General features: G+C 61.7%; 15 protein-coding genes and 1 pseudogene. 5 read left to right on the forward strand and 11 right to left on the reverse strand.

Translation table 11 applies throughout. From position 1 onward, the window contains the following. Positions 1-169: 169 nt before the first annotated feature. The 7 genes from IVB46_RS27165 to IVB46_RS27190 form a co-directional block, all read right to left on the reverse strand. On the reverse strand, positions 170-1,783 hold the full coding sequence (locus IVB46_RS27165; RefSeq protein ID WP_247309901.1) for an NAD(P)/FAD-dependent oxidoreductase: 1,614 nt from the start codon (positions 1,781-1,783) through the stop codon (positions 170-172). A gap of 681 nt (positions 1,784-2,464) precedes the next feature. Then, positions 2,465-3,154, reverse strand: coding sequence for a MarC family protein (locus tag IVB46_RS27170; protein ID WP_247309903.1), 690 nt, complete (start codon positions 3,152-3,154; stop codon positions 2,465-2,467). Between the two features lie 24 nt (positions 3,155-3,178). Further along, complete coding sequence (locus IVB46_RS44930) at positions 3,179-3,313, reverse strand: hypothetical protein (protein WP_256376406.1); 135 nt, start codon at positions 3,311-3,313, stop codon at positions 3,179-3,181. 16 nt (positions 3,314-3,329) lie between these two features. Further along, entirely contained in the window at positions 3,330-3,506 is a 177-nt protein-coding gene (locus IVB46_RS27175) for a hypothetical protein (protein ID WP_247309906.1), read from the reverse strand. Between the two features lie 49 nt (positions 3,507-3,555). After that, positions 3,556-3,906 (reverse strand): phasin, encoded by a 351-nt coding sequence (locus IVB46_RS27180; RefSeq protein WP_247309907.1) that lies wholly within the window; start codon positions 3,904-3,906, stop codon positions 3,556-3,558. Between the two features lie 27 nt (positions 3,907-3,933). Beyond that, entirely contained in the window at positions 3,934-4,797 is an 864-nt protein-coding gene (locus IVB46_RS27185) for an alpha/beta hydrolase (protein WP_247309908.1), read from the reverse strand. 9 nt (positions 4,798-4,806) lie between these two features. After that, positions 4,807-7,314, reverse strand: a complete 2,508-nt coding sequence (locus tag IVB46_RS27190) for an alpha/beta hydrolase (RefSeq protein WP_247309909.1) — start codon at positions 7,312-7,314, stop codon at positions 4,807-4,809. Between the two features lie 132 nt (positions 7,315-7,446). Between IVB46_RS27190 and IVB46_RS27195 the strand changes: the two genes are divergently transcribed. The 5 genes from IVB46_RS27195 to IVB46_RS27215 all read left to right on the forward strand — a co-directional run bounded on the left by IVB46_RS27195 (position 7,447) and on the right by IVB46_RS27215 (position 10,834). Further along, a complete protein-coding gene (locus IVB46_RS27195) occupies positions 7,447-8,373 on the forward strand; it encodes an alpha/beta hydrolase (protein ID WP_247309910.1) in 927 nt (308 codons plus the stop codon). Next, positions 8,370-8,966 carry a hypothetical protein gene (locus IVB46_RS27200; RefSeq protein WP_247309912.1) on the forward strand — a complete coding sequence of 199 codons (597 nt, stop codon included), beginning with the start codon at positions 8,370-8,372 and terminating at the stop codon, positions 8,964-8,966. The genes IVB46_RS27195 and IVB46_RS27200 overlap by 4 nt, the downstream gene beginning before the upstream one ends. Positions 8,967-9,059: 93 nt before the next feature. Next, positions 9,060-9,707 carry a CoA transferase subunit A gene (locus IVB46_RS27205; RefSeq protein WP_063983266.1) on the forward strand — a complete coding sequence of 216 codons (648 nt, stop codon included), beginning with the start codon at positions 9,060-9,062 and terminating at the stop codon, positions 9,705-9,707. 4 nt (positions 9,708-9,711) lie between these two features. Continuing rightward, on the forward strand, positions 9,712-10,362 hold the full coding sequence (locus IVB46_RS27210; RefSeq protein ID WP_208086854.1) for a 3-oxoacid CoA-transferase subunit B: 651 nt from the start codon (positions 9,712-9,714) through the stop codon (positions 10,360-10,362). Between the two features lie 13 nt (positions 10,363-10,375). Continuing rightward, complete coding sequence (locus tag IVB46_RS27215) at positions 10,376-10,834, forward strand: MaoC family dehydratase (protein ID WP_071913863.1); 459 nt, start codon at positions 10,376-10,378, stop codon at positions 10,832-10,834. A 6-nt stretch (positions 10,835-10,840) separates the two neighbouring features. Here the strand turns inward: IVB46_RS27215 and fabI are convergent, their stop codons facing one another. The 4 genes and pseudogenes from fabI to IVB46_RS27235 form a co-directional block, all read right to left on the reverse strand. Continuing rightward, positions 10,841-11,629: an enoyl-ACP reductase FabI gene (gene fabI / locus IVB46_RS27220; protein ID WP_028147828.1), complete on the reverse strand. Its 789-nt coding sequence runs from the start codon at positions 11,627-11,629 to the stop codon at positions 10,841-10,843. Further along, positions 11,626-12,839 (reverse strand): annotated as a pseudogene (locus IVB46_RS27225) (acetate/propionate family kinase). Before IVB46_RS27225 ends, fabI begins: the two are co-directional and overlap by 4 nt. A gap of 5 nt (positions 12,840-12,844) precedes the next feature. Beyond that, a complete protein-coding gene (locus IVB46_RS27230; protein WP_247343836.1) occupies positions 12,845-13,807 on the reverse strand; it encodes a phosphate acetyltransferase in 963 nt (320 codons plus the stop codon). A gap of 29 nt (positions 13,808-13,836) precedes the next feature. Continuing rightward, positions 13,837-16,059: a DUF3141 domain-containing protein gene (locus IVB46_RS27235; RefSeq protein WP_247343839.1), complete on the reverse strand. Its 2,223-nt coding sequence runs from the start codon at positions 16,057-16,059 to the stop codon at positions 13,837-13,839. Positions 16,060-16,099 lie beyond the last annotated feature (40 nt).

Raw genomic sequence — 16,099 nt, forward strand, 5'->3', positions numbered from 1 at the left:
GATCAATATGTGCAAGGCAGTGAAACAAATATTCTCCAATATCATCGACCTATAGTCAAACGGCATTTCTTCCAGAAATACTCGATCGGCCTTCCGACCCACGGGCCCTCGTGGTGAGCGCGAGAGAAAGCGGTAGCAACTGACATCGCGCTACCACGCCGTCGTTATTTCACTTCCGCTTTTTGTTCTTGAGCCGCGCCGGTCGCGAGGTGCGCTTCGTGCGACCGAGTCGGGAAGACCTTACAGTCGGAGATTTCTCGTGGGGCCTTGATCGCTGCAACAAGGCGCGGAGCGTGGCAAACTGGCGTTGATCCAGCTGATTGGCGAAGCTCTCGAAATCAGTGGCGTCACTGCCAAGCTGGCTCAACCAGAAAAATGCACTGTCCAAGGTGCGCAACTCAGGCGTCTGGTATGACAGCAGATCTCGGTAATAAGTTGCCGACTCCTCGCAAAACAGATCACGCGCGATGCCATTTACGAGCCGCCGCACTCCATATTTTATCCCCGTGATGGCCGCTCCTGATATTCCATGGCTCAGCATCGCTCCGAACGTAAAGTTGTGTAGCCCTCGCAGAAACGGAGCAGTGCCGCGGTGCCGCTCCGTGAATTCAAAGGCTTGGCCCAAATAGGGATAGCGCGCGAGGGCCTCGCTTTCCTCGCCCGATGGAGGCGTGAAGCGGTCGCGCCAAAGGGCTATTTGTTCAAAGAATAGGGCGAGCTCGGGACGCGCCGAGAGATCCGCCTCAACGCCGCTCGCAAAAATCATGAAGTCGAATTCGAATCTACGATTGCTGCTTTGAACCCTTGCAATACCGCAAGCTTCGTCGATGAAACTCCATCCGCAGTCGGGGTGCCAGGCGAAATTCTCAAACTCGCGGCATCGCCAATAAGCGTCCTGTGTAGGCGGGACCGGAAGCTCCTCAAGAATGTGACGCATGAACCGCCAGCGGTCCAGGTCCGTCAGATCGCCGAAGTGGCCCAACATACCGGCAAAATTCATCCAAGTGAGTGGGTTGACCCGCGGCATCTCCGAACGGCGGAAGCAAAGGTCTACTCGCGCGGCGCCCGCCTCAAGTGCGAGAGCTGCGTTGTCAAAGGCGGATGCCCCGGCACCAAGGATACCAATGCGTTTTCCTGCAAGCTTGCGAAAATCGATATCATCGGCCGAATGTGCGTAAAGATCTGCCGACAAATGGGCGACCAGAGACTTAGGAGCGCCCCACCTGCCACTTCCCTCAAAGCCTGTCGCAAGAATGATCTTTCTTGCATACACCCGCTCAATTCCTTCGGAACGACGGAGATGGGCAAGGAAGATGCCATCCGCCGGCTCAATCAACATTAGTTCGACCTCGTTCTCAACCGGGAGGTCCAGGACGTCTCGGTACCAATCCAGATACGAGCGCCACACCTCCCGAGGGACGGTATCTATGCGACCCCATGCTCGCCGCCCAAATTTTTCCTCGTACCACGCCCGCACCGTTAGACTCGGGACGCCGAAATCAATCCCAGTCACCTCCTTCGGAGTCCGCAACCGTTCCATCCGAGCGAAACTGCGCCAAGGTCCTTCGAAACCGCGCTGGCAACGATCGATGATCCTGAAGTTTGCTATGCGCTCAAGCCTCAAGCCGAACGCGATACCCAGTCCGCTCTGTCCAGCGCCGACAACCAGCACGTCCAGAACCGGCATTCCGTCCATAAATCGCGGGACGGTCCACTCCCGAGCCGGATAGTCCAAATAAGTCAGCTCGCGTCGAACGCGCTTCGTGAGTTGGGAGACGCTCATGGGACATTCCTGCCGCTGCGCTCTTGTTAGAAATGACTTTTGCCATTCGGCTTAGTTCTGTCCCATTACCACAGGTCTGATTGCAGAAAAATCGACCGCCCGACCGCCATTGGGTTTCGCACAGAGCGATTTTGGCCCGCAAGACAGCGGGCTATTATTCTAGCGCTCACTCAAATGCTGATCCGCTCGACGATCGAGCCATCAGTTGCCTCCGATCGCGAGATACGCAACATCGACAATCAACGCGCCTATCGGTGACGATCTGAGCGTCGATCGACTGAAAGACTCAGGCTAGCTCGCCCATCAGGCAGCCTCATAGCGGCACGCTTAGCCGCGTTCCTGACGAAGTCCCCTGCCCGCCCAATCGGCGTAGTGCCGAATTTGCGCGGGTCCATTCGTAGCTCGTCACCGTAGCATTGTACGCGAGGTCCGCGCGGATCGTCAGAATTTGCAATGAGTTCAACTTCTTGGCTGGCGTTGTTTGGAGGAGCGGTGACAGATCACTGACCGCGGCTTTTGACCGTAGGTTCGGAGGACGGTTTTTCCTGAGGAATGGCTGGAAGGCTCAAACCGCTCGACGTAGAGCGCCAAACGCCGATGGAGACGGACTCTACCGGATCATCACCGGACCAACATCGGAGTCGCATTGGCCGATTGGTATTGCGGTCGGCGCGCTTCTACCTATTGAATAGCGCGCGAAGCGCTGTCCAATATGGACCGAGCGACCTCGGATACGCCGGTGAGGATGATCTGCACGCCGATGCAGACCAGTAGGAAAGCTGACAGTTTCGTCACCACGCTGGTGCCCTCCTCCCCGAACAGGCGCGCCATTGCGCTCGATTTCCGGTAGGCGTGATAGATCGCGGCAGTCACGGCGAACGCCACCAGAAGCGAAACGATCGATGACTGGAACATCGCGTCGAGGCTGCTGGTCCGGCTAATCCCGATCGCGATGGCTGTCGCGATCGTTCCCGGCCCGGTCGTCAGCGGAATTGTGAGGGGAAAGAAGGCCATGCGCTTCATGGTCGCATGATCAGGGGACGAGACCTCGTGAGGTCCGGCCGGGCCCGAGGGCGCGTGGAGCATGGACCAGCCTGTCGCTGCGACTACGAGGCCGCCGGCAATCCGAAGCGCCGGGATCGTCACGCCGAAGAAGTTGAGGATCTGGCTGCCCAGAAACAGCGACACCAGCAGGACCACGAAGGCATATCCAGCAACCCGCAGCGCAAGGCTCGCGCGCTCGTCTTCAGAAAGACCTCTCGTCTTGTCGAGGAAGATGAAGGCCAGTCCGTAGGGATTGATGATCGCGAACAGCGCGCCGAAGCCGAACAGGAAATCGGCAACGAACCCCGATGTGGCGATATCACGCATGCTGCGCCCGCTCCACTCTTCGGCTTACGGGCATGTGAAGCCGGGCGCTTTGAAATCGGCCAGATTGTCGAGCGTCTTGCGCAGAACCTCGAACAGCACGGCCACCGACCAGCTGTTGGCGACACGGGCCAGCATGCCGACGAAAAACCGGGGCATCATCCGATGATACCGGATCTCACTTGTCCTTGCCGGGTGATCGCTCAAGACGCGATCTCTGCGCGCGCATGCGCTTGATCTCCTCCCTGAGCGCCTCGGCTTTTTCGTCCCGCTGCGCGCTCGCCGTTTCCAAGGGTTCGTCGCGAAGCAACTTCTGGAGTGCCTTTTCGACAGAAAGCTTGTTGGTCTCGGCCATACCAGACCTTTCTGACGCTACCGCGTCTGTCAGTACCGTGGTTGCAGTCTCAGCTCTTCGGACTGAACATGCCGCCGGCCGCCTTCATCGCCGCCTCACCCATGGTCTTGGTCTGGTCGGTCAGGGCCCGCATCTGCTCCTGGAAGAAATCGGCTTGAAGCTTGAGCGCGTCCTGGACATCCCTGGCATGGATCAGCTTGTCGCTGAGGTCCAGGGTCGCTGTGACATTGCGCTGCATGAAACTGCAAAACTCCTTCGCCTGGCTCGCGATCGGCAGAGGCGACGAACTGATCCCCTTCTCCAGCATCTCGAAATAGTCCGCGTTGGCCTTGCGCAGGCGGCCAAGTGCCTCGGTCAGCGCCGCACGGACGTTCTCTGCGGATAGATTGATCTCTGCCATGACGTCTCTCCCTTCAGGTGTTAGCAGTTACACGGTAAGTCCTCCGAACCAGGCGCCGAAATAGCCGGCGTAGAGCGCGGGTACTTCGAGATTCATCGAGTGCCCGACGCGAGGCACGATCACGAGACGGCAATCCGGCATCGCATCGGCCATGACGTGAAGATCGGCTGGCAGAATCCAGCCGTCCCATTCGCCCCATAGCACCAGATGCGGATGCTTCAGCTCCGGCATGCGGCGCTCGAGCTCTCTGCTCTCTCTTTCCTTCGTGAGGTTGACCGGCGTTCCGATCCAGATGCCCTCGGAGACGCCAAAGGTCTGCTCGATGATGCGGTCGAACAACGCCTGGATATCCTTCAATCCCTCCCGAAATCGAGGCACGGCGTTCGGCGCCATGCTCTCGGGCACGAACAGCGAGGACGCCGCGGTCGCCATGATCGTTCGTGTCAGGTCCTTGCTCGCCATCATCGCCCGAAACAGGCCGATCTGGTCGGCATTGAAAGTCATGCCGAGCGGCGTCACCGGATCGAGTGCGAACACGCGCCCGAAACGCTGCGGCTGCATCAAGAGCATGCGGGCAGCGATGATGCCGCCGGTCGAATGCGTCGCGAGATGGCAATAACCGACGTCGAGCATATCGAGTGCCGCCAGCATGTCGTCGGCATGCTGCTGCATGGAGTAGTTCGAATAATCGGCGGCAGGCTTCGGCCGGTCGCTGTCCCCGCAGCCGCGCCAGTCGATGGCGATGACGCGCAGGCCCGTTGGAAACAAGGGCGCAGCCAGCTCGATCCAGTCCTTGCTGGCGAGATTGCCATGGATGAAGACGACGGTCACTTCGCCTCGGCCCCACTCCCGCCAGCCAAGCTCGATTTCACCCGCCTGCACCCGTGGCATAGACCGATCCTATTTGTTGAGACCGGCGGTTGGCGCCGCGCCGGGAGGTGTTGGCGCCACTGGCAGGGCGGATACCACGGAACCCTTGATCATGCGATCTGTGCCAAGGGGGGATGAGGTGTCGACCGTTCCCTTCGTGACGAAGTCCACGACGTCCGCTGAATATTCCACCGGATTGTCCGTGTGGATGAAGTGCCCGGTCTCCGGATAGATCTTGAGCATCGGCCGGTTGCCGGCGTTGGTCATGCGCGTCATGAACGGCGTGATGACGTCGCGTCCGAGATCGGTCAACCCGTTGAAGGCGGGCGTCGGGATGAACGGCTCCTTGTCACCGAAAGCGAGGAAGATCGGCGCCTTGATTTGGGTGACCCGCTCGTAAAGGTTCTTCGGGTCATCCTGCTGGAGCTCGGCTCCGATCGTGTAGATGTCGAAGATGAAGACGTTGCACCACTGTTCGAGCTCCTTGGGGTTGCCCTTGGTAAGCCCGACGCGCTGCTCGGTATGGAAGCGCGCATATTCGCTGTCGCTGAAGAAGTAGCCGCTCTTCGCCGCCGACACCACGCCGGTGTCGGGGTTGCGCTTCTTGAAGTAGAAGAAGTCACGAATGCTCTGCTCGTCGCGGGCCTTCTCCGCCGCCAGGATGCCGGTCTGGTCCCAGATCTGCTTCCACTTGTCGAAGTCGCGACCGAGTCCCGGTTGGAACAGAGGTGCCTTCTTGTCTTTCGCGATCGTAATGTCGCGCGGGTATTCCTCGAGTCCGGACGGTGCTTCGAGCGCGAGGCCCTGCACCGCATCTGGCCAGGTCAGGGCGTACCCCGTGACGAACTGACCGCCCAGCGAGTGGCCGAGATAATAGGCTTTCTTGACGCCAAGCTGGTTTACGACGAGATCGTAGATGACCTCGCGCATATCCTGCATGGTGCGCGCCGGGCTCTTATCGAGATTACCGGGCCCGGACATGCCGTAGTTCGGCAAGTCCGGCACGATCACACGCAAGCCACTCCGCAGCGCATATTGCATGATGTTGCCATAGTGCCCGCCGAATGCGCCCTTGCCGTGGATGATGACGAGGACCTTGGGATCCTTGTCGGTGCCGGCATACTCATCCATGTAACCAATCTGCCAGGTGTTGCCGATCTTGTCCTTGGCGTTGGCGTATTTGACCGGATAGGGATAGGTCACGAAGTCCTTCCAAAAGGACTTGCTCGGATCGATGTTTTCGGCGACGCCCGGTACGCGATAATTCTTGTCGACGAACATCCTCGCGCGATCGAGAGCCGCGACGTCGTCCATGAAGGCGACGAACTTCGGATCGTTCTTGCGCTGGTTGATGATCGGGAACACGCCGTAATGGGCGACCGGGCTCTCCTGCGCGATCAGGTCCGCGCCCGGCACGCGATCTACGGCTTTTTGGGCCAGCTTGAAGTTCAGCCAGAGGTCGTTGGTGATGTGCATCACCAGTGTGCGCGACTGGATGCGGCCGAGATAGGGATTGACATTGTGGGTCTCACCGACCCGGTTGCGCCAGACGAGATCGACGGCGTCATAGAGCTTGGCACGGTTGGTGACGCTCAGACCGGCCTTCTCGTTCGGCGGATCCCAGTAGAATATCTCGGGCTGGACCGCGGCCCAGTTCTGGGTCGTGCGGAAGCCGAAGTCGTAGCCCGTCATGCCCAGGATCGACCAGCCGAACGCCACACCCGGCATAGGGTGCTTCTCCTTGGGCAGATTGTAGTAGTCACCCTTGGTCGCCTGCCAGACCGGATCGCCCTCGATCGCGGCCGTCATCATCTGGAAGGTCCAGTTGCCGACGGGGTCTTCACCATCCGACTGCGTGGTGCCGCCGATCGGCATCAGGGCGCCGATATATTCGGGATGCATGACCCCCCACACGTAGGTCTGGGTGCCGCCCATGGAGACGCCCGTGACAAGCGCGACGCGCGCCACCTTCAACTCGTCGCGCAGCAGGCGGTAGTTCGCCTGCACCATGTCGTAGTAGCTGTACTGCGGAAACTTGATGCCGAGGCCGTCGGACGGTTTGCTTGCGCCCCACGTGCCCAGCGGGTCGACCATGATGACGTAGTAGCGGTCGGTGTCGATCGGCCGTCCGGGGCCGATGATCGGGACGCCGCCCGACAGGGCCGCGCCCTTGACCCACTGTTCGTACATATCGGTGGAATCGCCGGAATAATAGGAATTGATCACGACCGCGTTGGTGATCTCACCGGCGGCATTGCGCCGCGCGTTGCCGATCGCGATGTATCCGGTACGCAGCTTGCCTGCCCCGAGCGATTCCAGCGTCACGCCGCCCTCGCCGCCATTCTCCCATTTGGAGGGATTGGCCAGGTCGTACTTGCCGCCAAGCCGGAAGTTCGCGATCTCATAGGTCCTTTTGAGCCCGTCATGCTGCATCTGCGACGAGCGTCGCGTGAACGGCTGGGCGACCGCGAGCGCGGTGCCGACCAGCAACAGGATCAGGCTGACGAAGCAACGCTTGAGTGCGCTTCTCCCGTTCATGACGAACTCCCTCCTGGCGGTATTTTGCGCGAACGCTAGGCTGCACCTCCTCCTGAGGTTTGATTTAGCTCAATGGAATCCTTGAGCCTGCGTTGAGGATCGCGGTCATCGTCACGCTGGCCGGTCCCCGCAATGCCCTTCCTCAGTCATGGCTCATATCGTGTCCGCTATGAGCTCGACGGACCGGCAAATGCGCCTGCCTATGTGCTCGTCAACGGTCTCACGCAGTATTCCGAGCTTTGGGGCACGTATCGCGACACGCTGATCGCACGTCGGTTCCGGGTCGCTACCTTCGACCTGCTCGGCCAGGGCGTCTCCGACAAGCCCGCGCTGTTCATCGATCAGGACGACCACATCGCCGTGCTGCATCGCCTGATCGGCGAGCTTGGCGACGGTCCGGTCTTCCTCAGTGGCATCAGTTTCGGTGGCCTGATCGCGTTGCGCTATGCCATCGAGCATGGCGCGCGGCTGTCGGGCCTTGTGCCGATGAGCTGCTTTGCCGAGCTTTCGCCACAACTGCTTCTGATCGGCAACGCCTTGCGCACCGGCCTCATTCTGGGCGGCACCGGCTACCTCCAGGATCTGCTGCTGCCGATGAACCTGTCCGACCAGTGGCTGAAGCCGCTGCTGGACAAGCTCGACAGCGTGAAGCGGCAGGGCTGGCTGGTCAACGACGTGTACGCCCTTCAGAACCTGATGGAGTCTTTCCTCGACTTCAAGCCGCTGACGCCGCAGCTCTCCTCAATATCCGTCCCGACCATGATCCTGAACGGCGAGTTCGACTTCCTCACGCCGCGGGCGCTGCACGAGACGTTGCGTGTGGAAATTCCTGACAGTGCGCTCGTCATCATTCCGAGGGCCTATCACGCCTTCACGCTCGAAAAGGCTGCCTTAACAGCCGACCTGCTGGCGCGCTTCGCCGAGGACGTGTTGGCTGGCCGCTGGCAGGGCAACAAACAGGTCTTGATCGCGCCGGAAGATGCCGGCGGAGACTTTTCGCCGTTTCCCGCCGGCTATGACCATCTGCGCGCAATCCCGGTGCAGAGGCCAGCGACATGAGCGCGTTCTTCGGACCGTTGCAAGCGGACGGGCGCGTGCCGCCGCGCCAGCAGACGCGGGTCGCCGCATTCCTGGTTTCTGCGCATGGTGCGCTGGCACGGCAATTCGCGGTCGCCCTGCCCGCGAGATTCGATGCCGCCTGGCAGACCGAATTGAACGCGCAGTTCTATCGCGAGAGCGAGATCGTCTCGCTTCTCATGCGGGCGACCACCTGGGTCCCGGACCTCGCGCTGGGCCCCATGGCGGCATCCTGGGAGATGGCCTGGCTCCCCACCCCGGTCGAAGGCATCGCCGATCACACCCGCGCGCAGACCATTCACCTCGCGACGCTCGCGCATGCGGTTCATGCCGGGATCCGGCCGGCGGCCCTGCTGCCGACGGAAGCGAACGCGAACGATCCCTTCGTGATGGCGCTGCGGCGCATCGAGTTCGAGAGCGGTCGGCTGTTGCAGGCGCAGATTCTGTTCCTGAAGGGCCCAGACCTCCTACCTTTCCGGGATGCCGTCAACGCGACGCTCGAACGGCGGCATGCCGAGGTGCGCAGGCTCTGGCACGAGACCCTTGCAGGCGTCGGCGTTGGCCCGCGCGAATGACCTTGCAACCTTGACGCAGATCAAAGCCGAGAGTCTGCCCGCCCCCAACATCGGTCCAGTATCCACCTGCGCCTGCCGACCGGAGTTCCGCCCATGAAGGCCGTTTCCGTCGAAGAAGCCGTTGCGATGATCCCGGCCGGTGCGAGCGTCATGGTCGGCGGCTTTATGGGCGTCGGAACCCCGGAGCGCCTGCTTGACGAACTCGTGCGGCAGAACAAGACCGGCCTGTCTCTGATCTGCAATGACGCCGCTACTCCCGGCAAAGGCGTCGGCAAGCTGTTCGACGCTGCGCTGGTCTCAAGGCTGACGGCAACGCATATCGGCCTCAATCCGAAAGCGCAGCAGCAGATGCTCGCGAACCAGATCGCCGTCGATCTCGTGCCGCAAGGCACCTTCGTCGAACGCATCCGCGCGGGTGGATGTGGCCTCGGCGGGGTGCTGACGCCGACTGGCGTCGGAACGCTGGTTGCCGAAGGCAAGCGTCAGATCGAGGTGGATGGCAAGCCGTTCCTGCTGGAGACGGCATTGCGGGCGCAGTACGCGCTGGTTCACGCGTTTCTCGCCGACTATCTCGGCAATCTCGCTTACGCACTGACCTCCCGCAACTTCAACCCGGTCATGGCGATGGCTGCCGACACGGTCATCGTCACTGCAGAGAACATCGTGCCAGTCGGTGTCATCGCGCCCGATCACGTCGTGACCCCGGCGCCGCTCGTCGATTACCTCATTACCAACGGGTGAGATCATGGACCCGCAGATCATCATCGCCCGACGCGTCGCCAGGGAGTTGAAGAGCGGAAACCTCGTCAATCTCGGCATCGGCATTCCGACCTTGGTTGCGAATTACGTTCCGGCCGATTTGAAAGTCTTTTTTCAGTCGGAGAACGGACTGATCGGCACCGGGCCGATTCCCGAACAAGGCATGGCGCATCCGACACTGACAGACGCCGGCGGCCGCCCCATCAGCGCGCTCCCGGGTGCGGCGACCTTCGACAGCGCGATGTCGTTCGGACTGATCCGCGGCGGCCATGTCGACGTCACCGTCCTCGGCGGCCTCCAGGTCGATGCGCATGGGCTTCTCGCCAACTGGATGATCCCGGGCAAGATGGTGCCGGGCATGGGCGGGGCGATGGACCTCGTCAGCGGCGCCAAGCGGGTCATCGTCGCCATGCAACATGCCGCGAAGGGCAAGTCGAAGATCGTCAAGACATGCAACTTGCCTCTGACCTCGGCGCGCCCGGTCCATCTGGTCGTGACCGACATGGCGGTTATCGGTTTTGCGGACGGCAAGGCGACGCTGCTCGAGACCGCCCCCGGTGTCAGCGTTGGCGAGGTTATGGCGGTGACAGAGGCCGAATTGGTCATTCCTGACAACATCCCGGAAATGACGATCTGACGAGGTCACGACCATGCGGATATTCAGCGACTTCAACGAGATCAAATCCGCGGTCGGCACCGAGATCGGCGCGAGCGACTGGATCGAAGTGACCCAGGATCGGATCAATAAGTTCGCCGAAGCAACCTGTGACGAACAATGGATCCATGTCGACCAGGACCGCGCCAGGAAGGAAGCGCCCGGCGGCACCACCATCGCTCACGGCCTGCTGTCGCTCTCGCTTGCTCCACTGTTCATTCGATCCGTGATGGGTTTGAAAGGGCTGCGCAATACGCTGAACTATGGCGCGGATCGCATCCGGTATCTGGCGCCAGTGCCGGCCGGCTCAAAGCTCCGCGGCCGGGTCACCGTCGCTGAAACCGAGGACGTGCCGCCGGATGGCTTGCGCGTCAACTATCATCTCGTGATCGAGATCGAGGGCGGCAAGAAGCCCGCTTGTGTCGCCGAGCTGATCGCCCTGCACTATCGCTGAGGGCGGTCAGTCGATGATGTGATACCCGCCATCGATATAGAGAACGCCCCCGGTGATCAGCTTGGCGCCATCAAGCGCCAGGAACGCGGTGGCATTGCCGACGTCGTCGATGCTGACCAGGCTGCGCGCCGGCGCTTTGGACTGCGCCTTGTCCATGAGCTCGTCGAACTCCGGGATACCTGACGCTGCACGCGTGGCGAGCGGGCCGGGCGAGATCGCGTGCACGCGGATCCCCTTTGGACCAAGTTCAGCGGCCGCGTAGCGGACGGCCGCTTCAAGCGCCGCTTTCGCCACGCCCATGATGTTGTAGTTCTCCACCACCATCTGGCTGCCATAATAGGTCATGGTGAACATCGTGCCGCCGTTCTTCATCAGCGGCTCGGCGAGATGCGCCATGCGCAGGAATGACCAGCAAGAGACGTCCATCGTCTTAAGGAAGCCATCGCGGCCGACGTCCACCACGCGGCCATGGAGCGCCTCCTTCGGCGAGAAGGCGATCGAATGCAGCAGGAAATCGAGCTGTCCCCATTCCTTCGTAATCCGCTCGAACACCGCCTCGGTCTGCCCCTCCGTCATCACGTCCAGCGGCATGAAGATCGGCGCTTCCAGCGCCTGCGCCAGCGGTTCGACGTGTTTCTTGGCGCGATCGTTGAGGTAGGTGACGGCCAGATCGGCCCCAAGCGCACGAAATGCCCTCGCGCATCCCCAGGCGATGGACTGGTCGTTCGCGATGCCGACGACGAGACCCTTCTTGCCCTTCAGGGCAACCTTTGTATCCGGGAACACGGGGATCATGACACCCTCTCTTGCCTTGGATTGGTCGATTGTCCGTTCATCAGCAGCGACAGCGTATGCTGTGCGATCATCAGTTCTTCGTCGGTCGGCACGACGTAGACGGGGATGCGGCTGTCGGAACGCGAGATCAGCCTGGAATTGCGCGCGTTCTCGACGGGATCGAGCGTGCCGCCGAGCCATCCAAGCTGCTCGACCACGCGCGCGCGAATGTTCGCCGAATTCTCGCCGATCCCGGCCGTGAAGACGAAGGCGTCGAGGCCCTGCAGGGCGGCAGCGAGCATGCCGGCACTGAGACCGATCCGGTAGACGAAATAGTCGACCGCGAGCTTCGCCTTGGGGTCGGCGCTCGCCTCCAGCTCGCGCATGTCATTGCTGACGCCGGAGAGCCCCTTCAATCCGCAGTCGCGATAAAGGAAGTTCTGCACGTTTGAGGCCGACATCCCTTTCTCGGAGATAAGATAGATCACCACCCCGGGATCAATCTGCCCTGGACGCGTTCCCATCGGGAGGCCATCGAGCGCTGTGAAACCCATGGTGCTCTCGACGCTGCGCCCGTCCTTGAGCGCGCACATCGACGCGCCGCTGCCGAGATGGGCAACGATCACGCGCCGCTTCGCGATATCGGGCGCCACGCCCGGCAGCGTCCGGGCGATATACTCGTAGGACAGCCCATGAAAGCCATAGCGCCTGACACCCTCGGCATGAAGTTGGTGCGGAATAGCATAATGGTCGGCGACGGCATCATGCGTGCGGTGAAATGCGGTGTCGAAGCAGGCAACCTGTGGCAGCGTCGGGAAATTCGCCAGCAGCGAACGGATCGGCGCCAGATTGTGGGCTGGTGCAGCGGCGCCAGGGTCACAAATCGTTCGAGACGGGACACGACGCCGTGGTCGATCAGTACCGGCCGCGAATAGTCCGGCCCACCATGCACGACCCGGTGACCGACCGCGATCGGCGTGACGCGAAGTTCGTCCCGCAGCCAGTCGCCGGCAACGGCCATCGCCGCCGGAACATCAGGCACAGCCTCGATCGGATAAGCCCGATCGGCCATCGGATCGCCGCTCGGGCCACTTGCCCGCAGACGCGGTCGGCTGCCGATACCGTCCATCTGTCCCTTGATCTGACGACGAAGCGCACCGTCGCCTTCGATCGCGTAGACCTGAAACTTCACACTGGACGAGCCGGCATTGACGACGAGGATCGTATCCATGGCGATCACGCGGCAACCGTCGGCGCCTTCTGACGCCGGGCATGAGCATAAAGCGCGGCGACCGCACAGGACGCCATCCGCGCACGTGGGGAATCCGCGCGCGAGGTCAGCACGACGGGCACGCGCGCACCGAGCACGATGCCGGCGCCGTCGGCCTTGGCGAAATAGGCGAGATTTTTGGCCAGCATGTTGCCGGACTCCAGGTCCGGAACCATCAGGATCTGGGCGCGGCCGGCGACCTCGGATGTGATGTCCTTGATCCGCGCGGCTTCCAGATCGATGGCATTGTCGAAAGCCAGCGGGCCGTCGAGGATGCCGCCGGTGATCTGGCCGCGATCGGCCATCTTGCATAGGGCAGCGGCTTCGATGGTCGAGGGGATTTTCGAGGTCACGGTCTCGACGGCAGATAGAATCGCCACCCGCGGCGTCTTGCCGAACCCTGCCTGGTTGTAGAAGTCGATCGCATTCTGAATGATGTCGCGTTTGGCGTCGAGATCGGGGAAAATGTTGATCGCCGCATCCGTCACGAAGATGGTCTCTGCATAGGCAGGCACATCCATCACGAAGACATGGCTGATACGTCGGTCGGTGCGCAAGCCACCGGTCTTGGCGGTGACGGCGCGCATCAATTCGTCGGTGTGCAGGCTGCCCTTCATCAACAGCTCGCCTTTGGCGGCATGGATGAGCTCGACGCCCTTGGCCGCGGATTCGTCGCTGTGCGCGGCATCAACGATCTCGAAACCGGATACATCGAGATCGAACCGGGCGGCAGTATCCTTGATCTTCCGCTCGGGCCCGACGAGCACTGGCCGGATAATGCCGGCGCTTGCGCTATCGATAGCGCCGCGCAGCGAGGTCTCGTCGCAGGGATGCACCACGATGGTCGGCGTTGGCGGCGCGCCCTTCGCCGCCGCAATTAACCGATCATACTTGCTGCCGGGCTGGGTTTGCGTCGTGTCGGCCGACATGATGTCACTCCCGATCCTGCCAATCCGCGTTACGACGCCCGTGCCTTGGGATCGAAAGGGGCGACGTTCGATGTCAACTCCGCCTCTCCGTCCAGACCGAAGAGCGCGGCGATGCGCTTCAGGCGATTGGCCCGCTCGCCGGTGATGTCCTCACTCGCCGACAGCACCTCGCGCATCGCCACGAAGGCCGCACGCCGCTGGTTGGTGTCGTCGGGCAACAATTTCGGGATCGCAGCGAGAGCACCTTCGCGATCGAGAAGCAGCATGAAGAACTGCTCACGCACCAGCTTCTTGAATTCCGACAGCGTCATGCGGGCGCCGGCATGGTCACGCCGAACCTGCCGCAACGCCTCGATGCTCCGCTCATCCACCATGCCGCGTGCGGAGCCAACATAAAGCAGCGCGCGGAGCACCGCTTCGCGGAGCCCGCCCTCAGCGATGTGCGATTTCAGCTCGGCGATCCGTGCCGCGAGCATGGCGCGATGCTCCGGCGACATCTCCCGGTGGCGCGAGGGCACGGAATTAGGGTCGACGCCGACCGCGGCCTGGAGCAGCGGCGAGCCGTAGAGGTTGAGGAAGACGGCCTCGCTCAGCGCCTCCTGCGCATCGCGCCAGCTATCCAGCGCGTGCACGATCTGCTTGGACATTTGTTCCTGGAATGCCAGGAATGGATTGTCCTTTGAAACCGGCTTGCGGTCTGTCTCGACACGATCTGAAGCCGATTTGACCGTGGACATCCAAGGGTTCTGGCTGCTGAACGCCTCGTATTGCAGCCGCAGCGGATGCATGTTGCGGGCCCATTCCGCGAGTTGGGGCGTCACCATGCCCTTCACCCACGGCCGCAAGAATTTTTGATAGGCCGCGAGATTGAGCTCCGAGACACGCTTGGCCGCAGCGAAGCGCCGCTCGTCCTCGGGCGAATTTCCGCCCATCGCGCGGATATCATCCAGCGTGCGGGCCTCGCAGCGCATCACCCACTGGCCTGCCGCAAGATCCGCATTGAGTGTCTCGTTGCCACGGGCCTCGAACGTGGCTTCGTAGAGCCCTGGCGGCAGCACGTCGATCAGGTCGATGTTGCTTGAGAACTCAGCGTGCTCCTTCTTGGCCACACCGCCGGATACGAAGATGCCGAGATGGCCGATACTCTCGTGAACGGTATAGACGATGGTCTGGCCATAAGCTCTGATCTCGTCGACGTCGGCGTAGCAGTCCAGGATCCAGTCCAACGCCTGCTGCGGCGGGGTGACGTTGTCGCCCTTGGAGCAGAACACAACGATCGGCGAACGAATGTTGCGCAAATCGACCTTGCGGCCGTCGGACATCTCGATCTTGCCGGCTGCGAGATTGTTGCCGATGAAGAGCTCGTCGACGATGAACTGGATTTCCTCGGCATTGAGATTGACGTGTCCGCCCCACCAGCGCTCGAAATCCAGATAGCGTTCCGCCTCGGTATCGACTTTGGAGTAGACGTTGTACTGCTTGGTCCAGAGCGTATTCGACGGGTTCTGGTTCTCGAAATTCTGCACCAGCCAGGCGCCGTCAAACTTGCCGGCACCGAGATCGCTCGTGAGCGCCGTGAGCCAGCTTCCGCCCAGCAGGCCGCCGGAATAGCGCATGGGGTATTTGCCATGCACGCCTGCCCAGTAGGCCAGCGGCGCACCGGCGATGATCAGCGGCCCGAATAATTCCGGCCGCAGTGACGCCAGGATCATGACGGCCCAGCCGGCCTGACAATTGCCAATCACGCAGGGCTTTCCGTCGGCGTCCGGATGACGGCTGATGACGGTCTCGATGAAGATGGCTTCCGCGCGCGCGATGCGTTCGATGGTCTGCCCGGGCATCGGCTCCGGAAGGAAGCCGATGAAGTAGCAGGGATGCCCCGCCTTCATGGCGACGCCGATCTCGCTATCGGCCTTGAAGCCGCCGATGCCGGGTCCATGGCCGGCGCGCGGATCGACCACGACGAACGGACGCCGGCTCATGTCGATCTCAACATCCTTCGGCGGAACGATGCGCACCAGCGCGTAGTTGACCGGTTCGTCCAGCTTCCGGCCGTCCGTGATCAATTCAGCAGCATATTGCAGCACATGCGGCGCGGTCTGGGCGACGTGCTCGCGATACTGGTCGCCACGCTGGCGCATGATGTCCAGGAACAGGACGCTGCGCTGTCCCGCATCGACCATGTATTCCACGGCCGAGGCGACCAGCCCCGACATTGGGCCATCAGGCAGCTTTAAGTCTTTGATCGCCATGTTCGACCTCGTCGTCGCGCGAGGTCATTCAAAAAGGTCG

The sequence above is a fragment of the Bradyrhizobium sp. 61 genome, from assembly GCF_023073075.1.
Lineage (GTDB): Bacteria > Pseudomonadota > Alphaproteobacteria > Rhizobiales > Xanthobacteraceae > Bradyrhizobium > Bradyrhizobium barranii.